This is a genomic window from Crossiella cryophila (assembly GCF_014204915.1).
Taxonomy (GTDB): Bacteria; Actinomycetota; Actinomycetes; order Mycobacteriales; family Pseudonocardiaceae; genus Crossiella; species Crossiella cryophila.
The window spans coordinates 2,577,273-2,593,620 of record NZ_JACHMH010000001.1 but is presented as its reverse complement, the minus strand read 5'-3'; the positions used below and the strand labels follow the sequence as shown (position 1 = coordinate 2,593,620).

General features: G+C 69.5%; 20 protein-coding genes and 2 tRNA genes. 11 read left to right on the top strand and 11 right to left on the bottom strand.

Going from position 1 to position 16,348, the window contains the following annotated elements:
* Window positions 1-24 precede the first annotated feature (24 nt).
* Together HNR67_RS12085 and tig are read right to left on the bottom strand one after the other, a co-directional pair.
* Window positions 25-606: an ATP-dependent Clp protease proteolytic subunit gene (locus HNR67_RS12085; protein ID WP_185010531.1), complete on the bottom strand. Its 582-nt coding sequence runs from the start codon at window positions 604-606 to the stop codon at window positions 25-27.
* Between the two features lie 164 nt (window positions 607-770).
* Window positions 771-2,135 carry a trigger factor gene (gene tig / locus HNR67_RS12080; RefSeq protein WP_185002124.1) on the bottom strand — a complete coding sequence of 455 codons (1,365 nt, stop codon included), beginning with the start codon at window positions 2,133-2,135 and terminating at the stop codon, window positions 771-773.
* A gap of 289 nt (window positions 2,136-2,424) precedes the next feature.
* On the opposite strand from tig, the gene HNR67_RS12075 reads away from it, so the two are divergent.
* Both HNR67_RS12075 and HNR67_RS12070 read left to right on the top strand, forming a co-directional pair.
* The gene (locus tag HNR67_RS12075; RefSeq protein WP_185002123.1) at window positions 2,425-3,006 is read left to right on the top strand and encodes a hypothetical protein; all 582 of its coding nucleotides are present in this window, start codon (window positions 2,425-2,427) and stop codon (window positions 3,004-3,006) included.
* A gap of 16 nt (window positions 3,007-3,022) precedes the next feature.
* Window positions 3,023-3,616: a response regulator transcription factor gene (locus HNR67_RS12070; protein WP_185002122.1), complete on the top strand. Its 594-nt coding sequence runs from the start codon at window positions 3,023-3,025 to the stop codon at window positions 3,614-3,616.
* 165 nt (window positions 3,617-3,781) lie between these two features.
* Here the strand turns inward: HNR67_RS12070 and HNR67_RS12065 are convergent.
* A tRNA-Pro gene (locus HNR67_RS12065) sits at window positions 3,782-3,855 on the bottom strand.
* Window positions 3,856-3,922: 67 nt separating this feature from the next.
* Here HNR67_RS12065 and HNR67_RS12060 point away from each other — a divergent pair.
* The 3 genes from HNR67_RS12060 (at window position 3,923) to HNR67_RS12050 (ending at window position 5,301) form a co-directional block, all read left to right on the top strand.
* A tRNA-Gly gene (locus HNR67_RS12060) sits at window positions 3,923-3,996 on the top strand.
* Between the two features lie 179 nt (window positions 3,997-4,175).
* Window positions 4,176-4,823 (top strand): TetR/AcrR family transcriptional regulator, encoded by a 648-nt coding sequence (locus tag HNR67_RS12055; protein WP_185002121.1) that lies wholly within the window; start codon window positions 4,176-4,178, stop codon window positions 4,821-4,823.
* A complete protein-coding gene (locus tag HNR67_RS12050) occupies window positions 4,807-5,301 on the top strand; it encodes a nuclear transport factor 2 family protein (RefSeq protein WP_185002120.1) in 495 nt (164 codons plus the stop codon). Before HNR67_RS12055 ends, HNR67_RS12050 begins: the two co-directional genes overlap by 17 nt.
* A 3-nt stretch (window positions 5,302-5,304) precedes the next feature.
* Here the strand turns inward: HNR67_RS12050 and HNR67_RS46200 are convergent, their stop codons facing one another.
* The 3 genes from HNR67_RS46200 to HNR67_RS12035 all read right to left on the bottom strand — a co-directional run bounded on the left by HNR67_RS46200 (window position 5,305) and on the right by HNR67_RS12035 (window position 7,553).
* A complete protein-coding gene (locus HNR67_RS46200) occupies window positions 5,305-6,162 on the bottom strand; it encodes an HNH endonuclease (protein WP_312987048.1) in 858 nt (285 codons plus the stop codon).
* Between the two features lie 66 nt (window positions 6,163-6,228).
* Complete coding sequence (locus tag HNR67_RS12040; RefSeq protein ID WP_185002119.1) at window positions 6,229-6,897, bottom strand: lysophospholipid acyltransferase family protein; 669 nt, start codon at window positions 6,895-6,897, stop codon at window positions 6,229-6,231.
* 116 nt (window positions 6,898-7,013) lie between these two features.
* A complete protein-coding gene (locus HNR67_RS12035; RefSeq protein ID WP_185002118.1) occupies window positions 7,014-7,553 on the bottom strand; it encodes an NADAR family protein in 540 nt (179 codons plus the stop codon).
* A 73-nt stretch (window positions 7,554-7,626) separates the two neighbouring features.
* On the opposite strand from HNR67_RS12035, the gene HNR67_RS12030 reads away from it, so the two are divergent.
* A complete protein-coding gene (locus tag HNR67_RS12030) occupies window positions 7,627-8,205 on the top strand; it encodes a suppressor of fused domain protein (protein ID WP_185002117.1) in 579 nt (192 codons plus the stop codon).
* A 415-nt stretch (window positions 8,206-8,620) separates the two neighbouring features.
* On the opposite strand, the gene HNR67_RS12025 is transcribed toward HNR67_RS12030, so the two are convergent.
* Window positions 8,621-9,325, bottom strand: a complete 705-nt coding sequence (locus tag HNR67_RS12025; RefSeq protein ID WP_185002116.1) for a maleylpyruvate isomerase family mycothiol-dependent enzyme — start codon at window positions 9,323-9,325, stop codon at window positions 8,621-8,623.
* Between the two features lie 58 nt (window positions 9,326-9,383).
* On the opposite strand from HNR67_RS12025, the gene HNR67_RS12020 reads away from it, so the two are divergent.
* Both HNR67_RS12020 and HNR67_RS12015 read left to right on the top strand, forming a co-directional pair.
* A complete protein-coding gene (locus tag HNR67_RS12020) occupies window positions 9,384-10,592 on the top strand; it encodes a GNAT family N-acetyltransferase (RefSeq protein ID WP_185002115.1) in 1,209 nt (402 codons plus the stop codon).
* 103 nt (window positions 10,593-10,695) lie between these two features.
* On the top strand, window positions 10,696-11,442 hold the full coding sequence (locus HNR67_RS12015) for a hypothetical protein (protein ID WP_185002114.1): 747 nt from the start codon (window positions 10,696-10,698) through the stop codon (window positions 11,440-11,442).
* On the opposite strand, the gene HNR67_RS12010 is transcribed toward HNR67_RS12015, so the two are convergent.
* Genes HNR67_RS12010 through HNR67_RS12000 form a run of 3 tightly spaced genes read right to left on the bottom strand, consistent with a single transcriptional unit; the run spans window position 11,443 to window position 13,107 of the window.
* Complete coding sequence (locus tag HNR67_RS12010) at window positions 11,443-12,249, bottom strand: Fpg/Nei family DNA glycosylase (RefSeq protein ID WP_185002113.1); 807 nt, start codon at window positions 12,247-12,249, stop codon at window positions 11,443-11,445.
* Window positions 12,250-12,268: 19 nt separating this feature from the next.
* Window positions 12,269-12,616 carry a hypothetical protein gene (locus HNR67_RS12005; RefSeq protein WP_185002112.1) on the bottom strand — a complete coding sequence of 116 codons (348 nt, stop codon included), beginning with the start codon at window positions 12,614-12,616 and terminating at the stop codon, window positions 12,269-12,271.
* Between the two features lie 17 nt (window positions 12,617-12,633).
* Window positions 12,634-13,107 (bottom strand): ribose-5-phosphate isomerase, encoded by a 474-nt coding sequence (locus HNR67_RS12000; RefSeq protein ID WP_185002111.1) that lies wholly within the window; start codon window positions 13,105-13,107, stop codon window positions 12,634-12,636.
* A 66-nt stretch (window positions 13,108-13,173) separates the two neighbouring features.
* On the opposite strand from HNR67_RS12000, the gene HNR67_RS11995 reads away from it, so the two are divergent.
* The 3 genes from HNR67_RS11995 to HNR67_RS11985 all read left to right on the top strand — a co-directional run bounded on the left by HNR67_RS11995 (window position 13,174) and on the right by HNR67_RS11985 (window position 15,937).
* Window positions 13,174-13,935, top strand: coding sequence for a 2-phosphosulfolactate phosphatase (locus tag HNR67_RS11995; RefSeq protein ID WP_185002110.1), 762 nt, complete (start codon window positions 13,174-13,176; stop codon window positions 13,933-13,935).
* 13 nt (window positions 13,936-13,948) lie between these two features.
* Window positions 13,949-14,764: an MBL fold metallo-hydrolase gene (locus HNR67_RS11990; RefSeq protein WP_185002109.1), complete on the top strand. Its 816-nt coding sequence runs from the start codon at window positions 13,949-13,951 to the stop codon at window positions 14,762-14,764.
* Window positions 14,765-14,944: 180 nt separating this feature from the next.
* The gene (locus tag HNR67_RS11985; protein WP_221489858.1) at window positions 14,945-15,937 is read left to right on the top strand and encodes a hypothetical protein; all 993 of its coding nucleotides are present in this window, start codon (window positions 14,945-14,947) and stop codon (window positions 15,935-15,937) included.
* A 76-nt stretch (window positions 15,938-16,013) separates the two neighbouring features.
* Here HNR67_RS11985 and HNR67_RS11980 read toward each other — a convergent pair whose 3' ends face one another.
* Window positions 16,014-16,217: a cold-shock protein gene (locus HNR67_RS11980; RefSeq protein ID WP_185002108.1), complete on the bottom strand. Its 204-nt coding sequence runs from the start codon at window positions 16,215-16,217 to the stop codon at window positions 16,014-16,016.
* Between the last annotated feature and the right edge of the window lie 131 nt (window positions 16,218-16,348).

Here is a 16,348-nt window from a genome sequence, read left to right as displayed (position 1 = left end):
TACTCCTCGTACTCGTGCTGGCGCTCAGCCGCGCGGCAGCTGGCTGGCGGAGGTGGCCACGTGATCGATGAAGCCGTACTCCTTGGCCTCCTCCGCGGTGAACCAGCGGTCGCGGTCGGAGTCGACGACGATCTTCTCCACCGGCTGCCCGGTCTGCGTCGCGATCAGCTCGGCCATCTCCTGCTTGTGCTTGATCAGCATCTCCGCCTGGATCGCGATGTCCGCGGCGGTGCCGCCCAGCCCGGCCGAGGGCTGGTGCATCATGATCCGCGCGTGCGGCAGGGCGGACCGCTTGCCCCTGGCGCCCGCGGAGAGCAGGAACTGACCCATCGAGGCGGCCAGGCCCATGGCCACGGTGGCCACGTCGGGCTTGATCAGCTCCATGGTGTCGTAGATCGCCATGCCCGCGGTGACCGAGCCACCGGGGGAGTTGATGTAGAGGTAGATGTCGCGCTCGTCGTCCTCGGCCGCGAGCAGCAGCAGCTGAGCGCAGATCTGGTTCGCGATGTTCTCCTCGACCTGGGAACCCAGGACGATGATGCGCTCACGGAGCAGCCGCTCGTACACCGAGTCGTTGAGCGTCAGCCCTGCGCTGCCTGCCCGCATCTGGGGCGCCGGGACGGTCGGGTACTGCGTCACGTGTGCCTGCCTTCGGTTCTGGAGGATCTCTATAAACGACCCTAACGAACGCGGGCGGTGTCGTACTCCCGACACCGCCCGCGTTCGCTATCAGCGTGTTCCGGAATCAATTCGGCAACGCGCGGTGTTGATCACTCCGCGGTGGCTTCGGCCTGCTCGGCCTCGTCCTTCTTGTTCACGTTGCCGAACAGCTCATCCAGGTCGACCTTGTTGCCGGAGGCGTCGGTGACGGTGGCCTGGGCCACCACGCCGGCCAGGGCCTTGCCGCGGCGCACGTCGGCGTAGATCGCGCCGAGCTGGCCGGACTGCTGGGCCCGCTGCACGTACTCGTCCGGGCTGATGCCGAAGCTCTGCGCCTGGTAGACGATGCGCTCGGTCAGCTCGTTGTCCGAGACGGTGGTCTGCTCGGCGTCCGCGATCGCGTCCAGCACCAGCTGGGTCTTGACCGTGCGCTCGGACTCGGCGCGGGTCTCCGCGTCGAACTGCTCGACGGTCTTGTCCTGGGTGGCCAGCCACTCGGCGAACCGGGCCTCGTCGTGCTCGAAGCGGTGCACCGCGTCGTGCTTGCGGACCTCGATCTCGGCGTCCACCGCGGTCTCCGGCATCGGGACCTCGGTGGCCTCCAGCAGCGCCTCGAGGACCTTGTCCCTGGCCTCCATGCCCTGCTGCATGGCCTTGACCCGGCCGAGCCGGGTCTGCAGGTCGGCCTTCAGCTCGTCCAGGGTGTCGAACTCGCTGGCCAGCTGGGCGAACTCGTCGTCCAGCTCGGGCAGCTGCCGCTCCTTGACGGTCTGCACGGTGACGTTGACCGCGGCCTCGCGACCGGCGTGCTCACCGGCCACCAGGGTGGTGGTGAACGACTTGGTCTCCCCGGCGGAAGCGCCGACCAGTGCCTCGTCGATACCGTCCACGAGCTGGCCGGAGCCGATCTCGTAGGACAGGCCGTTGGTGCGGGCGTCCTCGACCTCGTTGCCGTCCACCGTGGCGGACAGGTCGACCGAGACGAAGTCACCGGTGTCGGCCGGGCGCTCGACGCCGACCAGGCTGCCGAAGCGGGCGCGCAGCTCATCGAGCTGGCTCGCCACGTCCTCGTCGGTGACCTCGACATCGTCGACGGAGACGGCCAGCTCGCCGAAGGCGGGCACGGTGATCTCCGGACGGATGTCGACCTCGGCGGTGAACTCCAGGCTCTGCCCGTCCTCGATCTTGGTGACCTCGATGTCCGGGCGGCCCAGCGTCTTCACCTCGCCGGCGTTGACGGCTTCGAGGTACTTCGCGGGGATGGCCTCGTTGACGACCTCGTCCAGGACAACGCCACGGCCAAGTCGGGTCTCCAGCACCCGCGCGGGTGCCTTGCCCGGACGGAAGCCCGGGATCCGGACCTGCTTGGCCAGCTTGCGGTATGCCCGGTCGAAGCTCGCCTTGAGCTCGTCGAACGGCACCTCGACGTTGATCCGGACGCGCGTCGGGCTCAGCTGCTCGACGGTGCTCTTCACGTATTCTCCTCGTGCGAACAAAAACAGGCGCGTGCAGACACCCGAGCGCTAGTGACGCCGGGTCCTCCGGCGAGTCTAAGCGCACCCGTGGAGTAAGTCGGTCGCGGGTGCGGCAAGGCCCCCGCGCGGGGCCGCGCTGCGTGATCGCCGGATGACCCCGCGTCGCCACGACCGTTGTGTCCGACTCCCCGCTTGCCTACCCTCGTCAATGGATCATCCCGCCGCCGGTCCGTTCGTGGGAGAGGGCGTGTTGATGACGAAAAATCGTTGCGGGCAAGGAATTCTGGCCGTGTTGGCCAGCCTGCTCCTGGTGGCCGCGTGCGGCGGCGGCCAACCGACCGAGCCCGCCGACGCGCATGGCGGACACGGCGCGCACGGCGCGTCCCCCAGTCCGACGGCCACCGGCGCACGCGCCGGCTCTGCCTCCCTCGGCACCCAGCTGACCTCGATGGACCAGGTGATCGACTGGGTCAGGCAGAAGACCGGGGCCTGCACGGACGCCAAGACTGTGAGCAAGACCGAACTGCCCGGCTACCTGGGTGAACTGCGGGCGAAACGGTACGAGCCGTTCATCGCCGAATGGGCCACCTGCGCGGTGCCAGAGCACGCCAAGATCGGCCTGGTGCTGTTCACCCCGGACAAGATCAAGGAATTGCAGCGGTTCTGGCTGCGCGGACTGAGCGAGGGCACCCTCGGCGAGAACCCGGACTTCGGCTTCGGCAACGGCTTCGCGGTCACCTCGGCCGAGTTCGGCACCGAGAAACTCGGCCTGCGCCACCTGTGGTGCAAGCCGGTCCATGGCGTGCAGGCGGACACCTTCCCGGCGGACGCGGAAGGCTGCGTCTTCGCCGCCCTCCCCGGCCACCACTGACCGCAGCAGCCCGCACATGCCGCCGCCGCCGCTGCGCATCCTGATCGCCGACGACCACCCGCTGTTCCGCATCGGCCTGCGCGACCTGCTCACCGCCGACGGCCACGACATCGTCGGCCTGGCCGCCGACGGCATGGAGGCGGTCCGCCTGGCCGCCGAGACCGCACCGCACCTGGTCCTGATGGACCTGACCATGCCCGTCATGGACGGCTTCGAGGCCACCACCCGGATCCTGGCCAGGAACCCCTCGATCCGAGTGGTGGTCCTCACCGTCTCAGAAGACCAGGAAGCCATCCTCAAATCCATCAAGGCAGGAGCCGCCGGCTACCTCCTCAAAGGAGCAGGCCCCCCAGAACTCCGCGCCGCCATCACCCAGGCCTGCACCGGCGAACCCCTCACCGCACCCCCCGCAACCCACGACCTCACAGACCGAGAACACGAACTACTCCGCCTACTGGCCAGACGCCTGGACACCACCACCATCGCCGAACACCTACTGGTGAGCCCCAAAACAGTCCGCAACACCATCACCAGACTCCAAACCAAGCTGGGAGTCCCAGACAGAGCAGCGCTGATCCGCTACGGGGTACGGCGGGGGTGGGACGAGTGACACAAGCAAGCAACGAGCAAGAGGAACGAGCGAGGGACTAGCAGCTCAACCACGCTGGTTCGGCACCAACCGCACCGTGGGGGTCCGGGGGCTCGGGCCCCCGGGAGACGCTACGAGCCGAAGTGGCCTGCGCTTTCCAGCAGGCACACTTCGGCCAGAGGATCGTCGGGATGACAGGATTTGAACCTGCGACCCTCCGCTCCCAAAGCGGATGCGCTACCAAGCTGCGCCACATCCCGGGGTCTCGTGCAGACCATACCGCGCGACCCGGTAAGCTCACACCGGAGCCCGGGAAACCGGGCCCACGCGGGCGTAGCTCAATGGTAGAGCCCTAGTCTTCCAAACTAGCTACGCGGGTTCGATTCCCGTCGCCCGCTCCACGCCGCACGCCCCGTGGTCGCGCTTTGCGCTTCCCCGGGGCGTTCCGCATTTTCAGCGGGGGCCGAGCCCCCGCACCCCACGCCGGCGGGCTTCGCCCCCGGACCCCCTTGCTCGGGCTCGGCTTTGCCGTCGCTTCGTACCTGACGCTTGTTAGGTTTTGGTGTAGGGTACCTAACTGATGTCAGGTAACTCTGGGCGTAGGCGGCTTAGTCCTGGTGAGCGGCGGGAAGTGATCCTGCGGGCCGCTGGGGAGGTGTTTGCCTTGCGGGGGTACGGCGGGGCTTCGATGCGGGAGGTGGCTGCTGCGGCTGGGATCACTACGCCGGTTCTGTATGACCACTTCTCTGCCAAGGATGGGTTGTACCGGGCGGTGATTGAGCGGCATGCGGATGGGCTCAATCGGGCTTGGTCTGTGCCGCCGTCGGGGGTGTCGGCGGAGGGGCTGGTGCGGCACACGTTGTCGTTGATCTTTGGGTGGGTTGAGGGGAATCCGGTGGGGTGGCGGCTGTTGTTCGGGGAGCTGCCGGGTGATCCGGCGGTCTCGCCTGCCCACGAGCGTGGGCAGCAGGATGCTTCTGCCTCGTTGGCTGGGTTGCTGGGGCGGCTTCCGTACCTGGATCTGCCTGTGGGGATGCCTCGGGCTGCGGCGGAGGAGGCGTTGGCGGAGGGGACCAAGTGGACGTTGAACGCCATGGTCGCCTGGTGGTTGCGGAATCCGGGGGTTGGGCGGGAGCAGGTTGAGGGGCTGACTGCGGATTTGGTTTGGCGGGGGCTTTCTGGGCTTACCGCTTCTACTGAGGGGAAGCACGATGAGCTTGGCGACTGAGCGCTACCGGGCCGCTGGCGAGGCCGGGGACCTGGAGGGGGTGCTGGCCACGTTGGCTGAGGACGTGGTTTTGCACTCGCCGTTGACCATGCGGGTGCGGTTTGTGGGGAAGGGGGAGGTTCGGGCGGTGCTGCGGGTGGCGCTGCGGGAGCTGAAGGGGTTGCGGTATCGGTCGGATGTCGGGGATGAGCGGGTGCGGGTTTTGGTGCATACGGCGACCGTTGGGGGGCAGGAGGTTGAGGAGACTGCCCGGGTTGAGGTGAATGACGAGGGGTTGATCTCGTCGATCACCTTGTCGGTTCGGCCGTTGCCGGGGCTTACCGCGTTGATGGCGGCGTTTGGGGGGCCGATCGCGCGGGAGCTGGGGAAGCCTTGGTGGGTGGTGGCTTTGCTGACGCTGGCGGGGAAGCCGTTGGCTTTTTTGACCAGGGTTGGGGATCGGCGGCTGGTGCCGCTGGCCACGCCCGACCGGGGGTGAGGGTCAGACGTGGTTGCGGAAGTAGTCGCGGTGCCAGGCGAGGTAACTCACCTCGACGTTGTGGCCGGAGACTGTCCGCAACTCGCCGATGTTCTTGCCGGTGATCGCGTCGATGATGCTCAGGTCATCCTCGATGAGGATGGCGCCCCGATCGAATCGAGTGTGGTCGTTCGGGCACAGGCAGAGGGTGTTCTCGACAGCGTCTGGGCCGTTGAATGGCTTGCCTAGTGGCTTGATGTGCGCGGTCTCCGCGTAAGCATTTCCTCCCGGCAGCATGAGCCGCTGCCCACACACCTGGCAGGAGTGAGCGTGCCGTTCCCGCACCCAGCTCGCCACCCGAATCGACCTGCTAACTCGCCGCAAGAGAGCCTCCTGCACACGAGGCTCGGTTGACACCTCAACATCCACATGTGCCAGCCTCAACAGGTCAGCCACACTCTTTCCAGCAAAGAACCGCTTTGCGATCTCCTTGGAGAACAACGCGCGAACGTCATCCCGCGCCAAGGAATGATAAGCGCTCGACACGAGCCCTCCTTCTGGATCGCGCCACGCCATCCACCCGGAAAGACTGACGCTGCCCCCTGGAGCGGGCGTCTGATCCGCATCAACGGAGATTTCCCAGAATGGCGTTTGCGCCAGCGCAATGAACCACCGGTCCGGGGAGAAGGACCGATCGCCGGGAGCACGGAACTGGCTGAAGAGTGCGTTAAGTTCATCCTTCACTGACAACCAAAGGGCCATGCGAGGCAAGCCTTGAGCAGCCCTCCCGGCGGCCCACAGCAACAACAGTGGTTGCTGCCAGGCAGGACGGCCCGAGTCGGTCAGCTCAGGAAGTTTCTCCAGTTCCCCCACCACGTCCACGTCAACAGACACTAGTGAGGATCAGTCGACAGAACGAAATCAGGTTGTGGCACAACGAGACCTTGGTCAGGCGGCGGCCGGGGGCTTCTCGTAGCGGTCCACGTACTCCTGCCCCGACAGCTCCATGATCTGGTACATGATCTCGTCCGTCACCGAGCGCAGGATCGGCAGTGATTCGTTCATGCCGTCGTAGCGGGTGAAGTCCAGCGGAGTGCCGAAGTGGATGGTCACCGGGCGGATGCGCGGGATCTTCTTGCCCAGTGGTTGCAGGCGGTCGGTGCCGATCAGGCCGACGGGGATGACCGGGGCGCCGGAGGTGAGGGCGAGGCGGGCGACGCCGACGTGGCCGCGGTGGAGCTGGCCGTCGCGGGAGCGGGTGCCTTCGGGGTAGATGCCGAAGGCGCCGCCTGCCTGGAGGACTTCCAGGGCGGTGTCCAGGGCCTGGCCGGCGGCTCGGCCCTTGCCTCGTTCGACCGGGATCTGGCCGAGGGCGGTGAAGACCCAGCGCATGAGCGCGCCCTTGAGGCCCTTGCCGGTGAAGTACTCGGCCTTGGCCAGGAAGGCGACCTGGCGGGGGACGACCAGCGGGAGCATCAGGCTGTCGGCGAAGGAGAGGTGGTTGGCGGCCAGGATGAACGGGCCGTCCTTGGGCAGGTTCTCCAGTCCGAGCACCGTCGGGCGCCACACCAACCGGACCAGCCGACCCAGTAGCCGCTTGAGCAACCTGTACAGCACCGAACCTCCTCGACACGCTCGCTTCGTTGAGCCTACGACCTCAGATGACCGGCGATGGACGGTGTCGTTACGACCGGGGTCGTAACCGGACAATTCCCCGGTCGGGGTGCGCGCACTCACATCGCGGCGCGGAGGCGGGCGCGCACGGTCATCAGGGCGAAGCCGAGCAGGTTCTCCCCCGGCCACTGGGCCGGGTCGGCGGCCCTGGGGTCCTCGGCGGACAGGCCGATGCCCCAGACCTCGTCCAGGGGGCTGGCCTCGACCAGGATCTGGTCGCCGGTGCCGAGCAGGTAGGCGGACAGGTCGGGGTGCTGGGTGAACTTGAGTTCGTTGCCGGTGGTGACGATGGCGACGCGGCGGGCGGCCCAGGTCGCCGAGTCGAAGGATTTCACCTGGCGGCCCAGGGTTTTGGCCTCGCCGGGGTCGTCGGCGGCCAGGATGCGGGCCGCGGTGTCCTGGTCCTCGAAGAGCAGGGCCTTGTGGAACATCATGTAGTGCTCGGCACTGCGGAAGCGCAGGCCGTCGTCGTCGAGTTCCACCGGCCACCACTGGCTCAGGCAGCCCTTGCCGGCACTCCCGTCGGACTCGGGCCGGTGGCCCCAGAACAGCAGCAGCTCGGGCCGGTCCGGCCGGGCCAGCAGATCGGCCTTGGTCATGCCGGGATCCTCTCACCCGGTTCACGCCACTGACCCACAGACAACCGGCCCCGCGTCGACCAGACTCCGCCGGGTGCAGCTGAACCGACACCTGGAGCACTACCTCGGCCCGCCCGAACACGAGTGGGACACCGACGACACCGGGGCGCCGATGCCGTTCCGGATCGCCCAGTTCGGGCCGGACCGGCCCTTCGGCGGGGTGCGCACGCACGTGACCGTCGGGCTGTCCGGCGCCCGGCTGGAACTGCCCGGCGGCGGGTGGGTGTGCCAGGAGCTGGTCATGCACACCAGGGACGAGCAGCTGCAGGAGTTCGTGCCCGCGTTGCTGGACCAGGTCGGGGCCGAGTTGCTGGGCACCGGACGTGGGCTGGCCAGGGGGCAGGTGATCGGGCCGAGGGGGCAGATCTTCCCGGTCGGCGAGCTGACCGCCTTCTACGCGGCGTTACCGGTCTATCTGCCGGATGAGTTCCGGACGGTGCTGGAACCGGACCGGCCGGTGCAGCTGACCTGGCTGATCCCGATCACCACCGGCGAGGCGGAGTTAGCGCTGCGTATCGGCTGGGCGCAGCTGGAGAAGGCATTCGAGAACGAGGACCCGGATCTCACGGATTTCCGCCGGAGCGGTGTTTCCGCGGCTCGCCAGTTCGAATAGCGGAAATGGTGAATGCCGCGCTGGTGTCCCGTTTACGGGGAGGAACACCAGCACGGCGCCTTGCTACCCAGCCACCTACGGTGACGTCCACTCCTTCGAGCTAGCTGTTCTCGGGGGATTCTTTCAGTGTTTCCTGTGCGGGTCGCGGGCCGCACGGGCAATAGTTAACCGGGAATTGGCGCGGCTGTCGCTTCTCGAACGAGTGAGAACATGAGCACTCCTCGTAGTCGGCAAACACCGACCGCAACGGTGACAAGCAGTGACATCGATCTTGCCGCCATCTGGCCGCAACTCCCTTCTCGGGTGATAGCTGAGCGTGACGACTTTCTCGTCTGAATGGGTGGTCACGCGGATCCCCAGTCGGGCACAGTTGCCGCCCGCCGTCGGGTGAATCTCACCTGGATGGCCCAGGGGTTCAGGTGACCGCGGCGATGGCGGAGCGCAGTGCGGCCACGGCTGACTGATCGCCTTCGACGGTCAGCTCGGCAGCGTCCCCGCGTCCCCACAGCCACAGGTCCAGCGCGGAGGCCGGGCCGCGCAGCACCGCGTCCGGTTCGGCGTCGACGTGGTAGTCGATCACCCACGGGTTCAGGCCGATGATCCAGGCGCGGCCCGGGATCTCAAGGCGCACAACGTGTTCGCCGGCGACCTTGGGCGGCTGGCGGGTGCCCAGCCACAGCGTCAGCAGCTCGTGCACGCCGTCCGCGGCCAGTCCGGCCGGGATCGGACTGATCGCGCCGAGCGCGGACTCGGCGTCGGCGCGGTGGATCACCGCCTCGTGCGCCATCCGCCGGATCCAGAAGCCCAGCGTGTGATCCCACGGGCACCAGGTCGCGCAGGGCCGGGCCGCCTGAGCCGGGTCCAGCAGGTCGAGCAGGGTCTGCGCGGAGACGGTGAAGTGGTCCAGCGCGGTCGCCGGGACCGGCATCGGCTCCCGTCGGCGGCCGGTCCGGATCCAGTCCACGACCAGGGCGAACACCTGGCCCACATGCGCGGTCAATTGGTCCACCGTCCAGCCGGGGCAGGTGGGTACCGGCGCGTCCGGCGCGGCGGTGGTGACGGCGGCCCGGAACTCGCCGATCGCCACCCGCAGGGCGAGGGCCAGGGATTCGGGGCACATGGCCCCACCCTGCCCAAATCCGTTCGCGCCCGTCCAGTACCTGCGGTAGCAACACGGCATGACCTCTTCGCTGACGGTCCGCCCGCTCACCGCCGACACCCTGTCCGCCCACCTCGACGTCTGCCGCACGGCCTTCTACGCCGAGGCCGACGAGCCCACCCGCGCCATGCATCTGCGGCTGTGGGAACCGGCCCGCTTCCGCGGGGTCTTCGACGGGGACGAGCTGATCGGCGGCGGTGGCATCTGGCCGCGCCGGATCACCCTGCCCGGCACCGGCCCGCAGCCCTTCGCCGGCGTCACCATGGTCGCGGTCGCGCCGGGGCACCGCCGCCGGGGCGCGCTCACCGGGCTGATGCGCTCGCTGCTGCACGACCTGCACGCCGAGGGCGCCGACCCGCTGGCCGCGCTGTGGGCCTCCGAGGGCGGCATCTACGGCCGCTTCGGCTACGGGATCGCGGTGGAGGCCAGCCGGGTCGAGATCGCCAAGGGCACCCGGTTCCTGTCCACTGTGGACACCGGACCGGACCGGGTGCGTGAGGTGTCGCGGGCGGTGGCCGAGCCGCTGATCCGCGAGCTGCACGCCAAGGTGGCCGCGCAGCAGGTCGGCTGGCTGGAGCGGGACGAGCCCACCTGGGAGTACCGGCTGCTCGACGGTCCCCCGCAGCGCGGCGGCAAGCAGGCATGGCGGTTCGCGGTGCACCCGGAGGGCTACGCGTTGTTCCGGGTCGACGCCGCGCACGACGGGGTCAAGCTGGCCGTGCAGGAGATCGTCACCACCACCGCGACCGGGCATGCCGCGATCTGGCGGCACCTGCTCGACTCCGACCTGGTCAGCTCGGTCGACTACTGGGGCTGCGCGCCGGATGAGCCGCTGCGGCACCTGCTGGCCGATCCGCGCGCGGTCAGGATCGAGCGCGACGACTCGTTGTGGGTGCGCCTGGTGGACGTGCACCGCGCGCTGCCGATGCGCACCTACGCCGGACCGCTGGCGACCGTGCTGGAGCTGACCGACGAGTTCTGCCCGTGGAACGCGGGCCGCTGGCGGCTGCGTGTCGACGCGGCCGGGCAGGCCGAGCTGACCCGCACCGAGGACGCGCCCGAGCTGACCCTGAGCAGCACCACGCTGGGCTCGGTCTTCCTCGGCGGGGTCCGGCTGACCACGCTGGCCGCCGCCGGCCGGGTCCGCGAGCACCGCCCCGGCGCGGTGGCCGCGTTGAGCAGGGCTTTCCTGGTAGACCCCGCTCCGCACACGATGGAGATCTTCTGAGTGCGCTGGTTCACCCCACTGTGGGGAACCAGGACGACGGAGGTGCCGTTGGACAGGGTGACCGCGGGGGCCACCCGCGGCGCCCTGCGAACGGGAGGCACCCTTGGGTACCGCAATCGTGCTGCTGTTGATCGCGGTGGTGGTGGTCGGCGGGGTGCTCTACGCATCCCGGCAGAAGGCCGCGCGCGCCCAGCAGCAGCTCGCTGACGAGAAGGCCGAGGCCCGCCGCTGGAACGAGCGGCTGGGCGGCCAGGTGCTGAACCTGGTCGGCACCAACGAGGCGGCCCGACAGGCGCTCTCGGACGCCTCCGGCAGCTACACCGCGGCAGGCTCGCAGATCGAGCAGGCCACCTCGGCGGCTCAGGCCCAGCTGGCCAAGCAGACCGCGATGGAGGGCCTGTACTACGTGCGGGCCGCGCGGATCGCGATGGACATGGACCCCGGTCCGGAGCTGCCCGACCTCAACGGCCAGCGCAGCGCGGGCACGGTGTCGGAGGACCGCGAGGTCAGCGTGGAGGGCCACCAGTACGCGGTGTCGCGCACGCCCAGCTCGCACACCCCGCACTACTTCCCCGGCGGCATGGTGGCCGGTCGGCCGCTGCCGCAGGGCTGGTACAGCGAGCCGATCTGGAAGCCCGCCAGGGCCACCGGTTCCTGGGGCTCGGGCGCGGGCCTGCTCTTCGGCGCGATGTTCGCCGGTATGGCTGGCGTGGCGATCGCGAGCATGGCAGGCGACGTCTTCGGCAGCATCGGCGAGGGCCTCAGCGACATGGGCGACAGCCTGGCCGACGGTTTCGGTGACTTCGGCGGCGACTGGGGTGGCGGCGGCGGGGGCGGCGACGACTGGTGATCAGGCCGGCTGGCAGCCGGGACACCAGTAGAGGTTCCGGCTGACCAGCTCGGCCATGGCCACCGGGGTACCGCAGATCAGGCAGGGCGCTCCGGCGCGGCGGTAGACGTAGACCTCGCCGCCGTGCCGGTCCACCCGCGGCGCCCGGCCGGTCGCCTCGGGCAGGTGCTCGGGGCGCACGGTGTCGATCCGGCCCACCCGCACCCCGTCAGCCATCAGCAGCACCAGGTCGGCCCAGATCAGCTCCCACTCGGCACGGGTCAGGTCGCGACCGGTGCGCAGCGGCGGGATGTGGTGCCGGAACAGCACTTCGGCCCGGTAGACGTTGCCCACCCCGGCCAGCACCGACTGGTCCATCAGCAGCGCGGCGATCGAGGTCCGGGACTTGGTGATCTTGGCCCAGGCCCGGTCCGGTTCGGCGTCCGCACGCAGCGGATCGGGGCCCAGCCGGGCACGCAGGATGTCCAGTTCGGTCTCGCCGAGCAGGCGGCAGGCGGTCGGGCCACGCAGATCGGTCCAGTGGCCGGGTCCGACCAGGCGCATCCTGACCTGGCCCTGCGGCGGCTCCACCGGCAGCTCGCGCTCGCTGAAAGTCCCGTACAGCCCCAGGTGCACGTGCACGGTGACATCGCCGTAGTGGTGGAACAGGTGCTTGCCGTGCGCCTCGGCCGACTCGAAGATCCGCCCGTCCACCACGGCCGCCTCGGTGGCGAAACGACCCTGTGGGCTGGACACCGCCACCCGGTGCCCGGCGAACTGCCGGTGGTGCAGCAGGGCGAAGCGGTGCAGGGTGTGGCCCTCGGGCAACGTCGGCGCTCCTCGTCGGCTACTTCGGCCACCAGGCGATCACGGACTGGATCGCGTAGGCCAGCAGGCAGTAGCCACACACTACGAACCCGCGCAGCACGGCCGAAGCCCGGTCCGCGGTGTCCCGGTGCCGACGGCCCAGCCAGATCCCCACCACGGCCGCGACCAGCACCAGGAGCACCGCGGCGGCCATCATCTGCAGCCCGACGCCGAGCACGCAGTCCGGTTGACCGCAGGGCGGATCGCCCGGCCCGGACAGCCAGGGCACCAGGGCCGCCTCACCGAAGTAGAGCGCCAGCACACCCGCGAGCGTGCCGAGGGTCGCGACCAGCGGGGTGGCCAGCCAGGTGGTTCGAGATCGACTCACCCGGCTGGCTTACCCGGTCAGGCGCTCGGCAAAGCAGGCGGCTCGCCGGTGCGCTCGTACTCGGTGAGCAGGCCGATCCGGCGGGCGTGCCGCGGCTCGGTGGAGAACTCCCCACCCAGGAACGCCTCCACGATCGCGGTGGCCTCCTCGGTGCTGTGCATCCGCGCGCCAACGCCCGCGACCAGCGCGTTGTTGTGCTGGCGGGCGAGCTGGGCGGTCTGCACGCTCCAGGTCAGCGCGGCGCGGCAGCCGGGGACCTTGTTCGCGGCGATCTGCTCGCCGTTGCCGGAGCCGCCGATCACCACGCCGAGGCTGCCCTCGTCGGCGACCACCCGGCGGGCGGCCTCCACGCAGAAGGGCGGGTAGTCGTCCTCGGCGTCGTAGGTGTGGGGGCCGACGTCGACGACCTCGTGGCCGTGCTCGGACAGGTGGGCGGCGAGGTGGTTTTTCAGCTCGAAGCCCGCGTGGTCGGAACCAAGGTAAACGCGCACGGACACGCAGTCTGCCAGCCCCGATATTCGCCTGACCTGGGCGGTCGCCTTTGCGAGGCTGGTCACATGACGGTTTTCGGGCAGGACGGCTACCGGGTGCGGTTGGAGTGGGGCGGCGAGGGGGTGACCGCGCTGGCGCCGCACTGCGCGGTGCTGGTCGTGGTGGACGTGCTGGTGTTCACCACCACGGTGGACGTCGTGGTCGGCCGGGGCGCGCGGGTACTGCCCTTCGCCATCGGCGACGAGGCCGCCAAGGCCGGGGCGGAGGCCCGCGGCGCGATCATGGCCGGGCTGGGGCTGTACACCAGTCCTACCGGATCGGTGGCGACCAGGGAGAAGTGGTCGCTGCGGCCGTCCTCGCTGACCGAGGTGCCCGCGGGCACGCTGCTCGGGCTGTCCTCGCCCAACGGCGGCACGCTGTGCGCGCGGGCGGCCGAGGCGGGGGCGATCGTGCTGGCCGGGTGCCTGCGCAACGCGAGCGCGGTGGCGGCCAAGGCACTGGAACTGGCCGGGGACCGGCCGATCGGGATCATCGCGGGCGGCGAGCGCTGGCGGATCGGCCCGGAGCGGCCACTGCGGCCGTCCCTTGAGGACTACCTGGGTGCCGGGGCGATCGCGCACGGTCTGCGGCACGGGCGGTCGGCCGAGGCCGAGCTGGCCGCGACCGCCTTCGCCGCGGTGGCCGACCGGGTGCCGGAGCTGCTGGCACACTCCGTCTCCGGCCGCGAACTCGCCGAGGCCGGGATGGCGGCGGACGTCGAACTGGCCGGGGCGGTAGACAGCAGCACCGTCGCCCCGGTACTCGTGGACGGGATCTTCGGCGCCTAGGAGAGGACGTGCGGTGGACGGTCGCTGGGTCGAGGTCGCCGAGGGCGTGCTGGTGCGCAGGCACACCGAGCTGGACCTCAACACCGGGCTGGTGCTCGGTGAGACGGGCTGCCTGGTGATCGACACCCGCGGGGACGGGGTGCAGGGCGCGGAGCTGGCCGCCGCGGTCCGCGAGGTCACCCCGCTGCCCTGGCGGGTGGTGCTCACGCACGCGCACTTCGACCACAGCTTCGGCAGCCAGGCGTTCGAGCCGTGCGAGATCTGGGCGCACGAGCGCTGCGGACCGGCGCTGGCCGCGGGTGCCGAGGCGGACCGGAAGGCCTGGAGCGAGTACTACCGCGAGCAGGGCCGTCCCTCGGTCGCCGAGGCCATCCAGGCGGCCAGGATCGTGCCGCCGACGCACCCGGTGAGCGGGCCGGTCGAGCTGGACCTGGGCGGGCGGGTGGCGCACCTGCTGCCCGCCGAGTTCGGGCACACCGACCACGACCTGCTGGTGTGGCTGCCCGACGTCGAGGTGGTCTTCACCGGCGATCTCGTCGAGCAGGGCGCGCCGCCAGCGTTCAAGGGGTCCTGGCCGCTGGCCTGGCCCACGGCGGTGCAGCAGGTTCTTGAACTGAAACCGGCGGTGGTGGTGCCGGGGCACGGCGAACCGGTGGACCGGGCCTTCGTGCGGGAGCAGCTGGCCGAGTTGAGCCGGGTGGCCGAGCTGTGTGCCGAGGTCGGCGCGGGGCGGCTGGACCGGGCTGCGGCGCTGCGTAAATCGCCTTACCCTGAAGACTTCACCGCAGATGCACTCGAAAGTGTGAGGACTAACCCTGGCCACGCCTAACGGCGCCGGATACTTGTGACGCTGAGCCAGCGGTCTGTTGCGTAAAGTCCGACAGTACCTACTCAATCGGGCTTCACCTCGCCTGGCTCGGTGAGCTGAACTATGCTCCGTGTGACAAGTGTCAAGTCAGCGTCGTAGGTAACACCCTGTGATTGCCTGCCACGTGGCGAGGAGGTGCTCGTGCACCAAGAGCCGCAGCCGACCACGACTGCGCAAAGGCCGGTGTACGCCAACGGCTCGCCCACTTTGCCCGAACCCAGCCGTGAGCTGGCCGAAGTGTTGCAGAAGGGCCCGTTCTCCAGAGCCCTGCACCTCGCGATCGAGGCAAGCGGGCTCAGCCTGGACCGGATTCAGTACCGGCTCGCCCAGCGGGGCGTGAAGGTCAGCTTGACCACGCTGAGCTACTGGCGGCATGGGCGCAGCCGCCCGGAGCGGCCGGACTCGCTGCGCGGCGTGCACATCCTCGAAGAGGTGCTGCGCCTGCCGGCCAATTCACTGATGAGCCTGCTCGGTCCGCGCCGTCCGCGCGGCCGGTGGCTCTCGCACACCCCGGGCAGCCTGGACACCGAACGCCTCTGGGAATCCCCGGACGGCCTGACCAAGCTGCTGGAGCGGCTGGAGGTCCCCTCCACCGCACAGCTGACCCGGCTCAGCGTGCACGACACGTACCTGCTGGGTGCGGACCGCTCGGAGAAGAGCCTGCGGGTGCGCGAGGTGGTGCGCGCCGAGGTCGACAAGGTCTCCCGGCACTTCCTGTACTACCGCGGCGACGACCCTGACCGGCCGGCGCCGCTGATCACCTCGACCCGCTACTGCAGGCTCGGCCGGGTGCGCTTCGACCCGGAAAGCAACTTCATGGTGGCCGAGCTGGTGCTCGACCGGGTGCTCTCCGCAGGGGACACCACGATCATGGAGTTCGAGCTGGAGTGCCAGTCGACCACTCCCGCGCACTTCTACGACCGGCGTTTCCGGACCCCGGCCAGGGACTACGTGCTCCAGGTGCACTTCGACCCGGCCATGGTCCCTGCCCGCTGCTTCCGCTACCACCGCCAGCTCGCCAACGCGCCCGAACAGGACGTGCAGGAGCTGTGGGTGGGCGCCTCCAACACCGCGCACTTCGTCTCGCTGGACGTCTCGCCCGGCATCTACGGCGTGCGCTGGGACTGGGACTGACCGCCCGGTAGCAGGACACAGACCGAGGGCCCGCATCCGGGAAACGGATGCGGGCCCTCGGTGCGTCGAGACGGGATCAGATAGCGCTGACCCGGTCCGCCTGGGGACCCTTGGGACCCTGGACGACCTCGAACTCCACTGCCTGGTTCTCCTCGAGGGAGCGGTAGCCCGAGCCCTGGATCGCCGAGAAGTGCACGAACACATCAGGTCCGCCGCCGTCCTGGGCAATGAAGCCGAAGCCCTTTTCCGCGTTGAACCACTTGACCTTGCCGGTTGCCATAAAACTCCTCGTCAATGCGAGCGGGACCACCAATGGCAGTGGCCTCGTCTCACCCCCGCGGTGTCCACGAGCAGGCCTCGTGGACTATGCGAGCGGCCATGACGCTACAGGGTGACACCGACGGGAAACAG

Bases quoted from the DNA above. Each gene is read 5' to 3' on its own strand.
- HNR67_RS12085 (WP_185010531.1), bottom strand. From the start codon at position 606: ATGCGGGCAGGCAGCGCAGGGCTGACGCTCAACGACTCGGTGTACGAG.
- HNR67_RS12070 (WP_185002122.1), top strand. From the start codon at position 3,023: ATGCCGCCGCCGCCGCTGCGCATCCTGATCGCCGACGACCACCCGCTG.
- HNR67_RS12055 (WP_185002121.1), top strand. From the start codon at position 4,176: ATGTCAGGTAACTCTGGGCGTAGGCGGCTTAGTCCTGGTGAGCGGCGG.
- HNR67_RS12050 (WP_185002120.1), top strand. From the start codon at position 4,807: ATGAGCTTGGCGACTGAGCGCTACCGGGCCGCTGGCGAGGCCGGGGAC.
- HNR67_RS12035 (WP_185002118.1), bottom strand. From the start codon at position 7,553: ATGACCAAGGCCGATCTGCTGGCCCGGCCGGACCGGCCCGAGCTGCTG.
- HNR67_RS12025 (WP_185002116.1), bottom strand. From the start codon at position 9,325: ATGTGCCCCGAATCCCTGGCCCTCGCCCTGCGGGTGGCGATCGGCGAG.
- HNR67_RS12020 (WP_185002115.1), top strand. From the start codon at position 9,384: ATGACCTCTTCGCTGACGGTCCGCCCGCTCACCGCCGACACCCTGTCC.
- HNR67_RS11995 (WP_185002110.1), top strand. From the start codon at position 13,174: ATGACGGTTTTCGGGCAGGACGGCTACCGGGTGCGGTTGGAGTGGGGC.
- HNR67_RS11980 (WP_185002108.1), bottom strand. From the start codon at position 16,217: ATGGCAACCGGCAAGGTCAAGTGGTTCAACGCGGAAAAGGGCTTCGGC.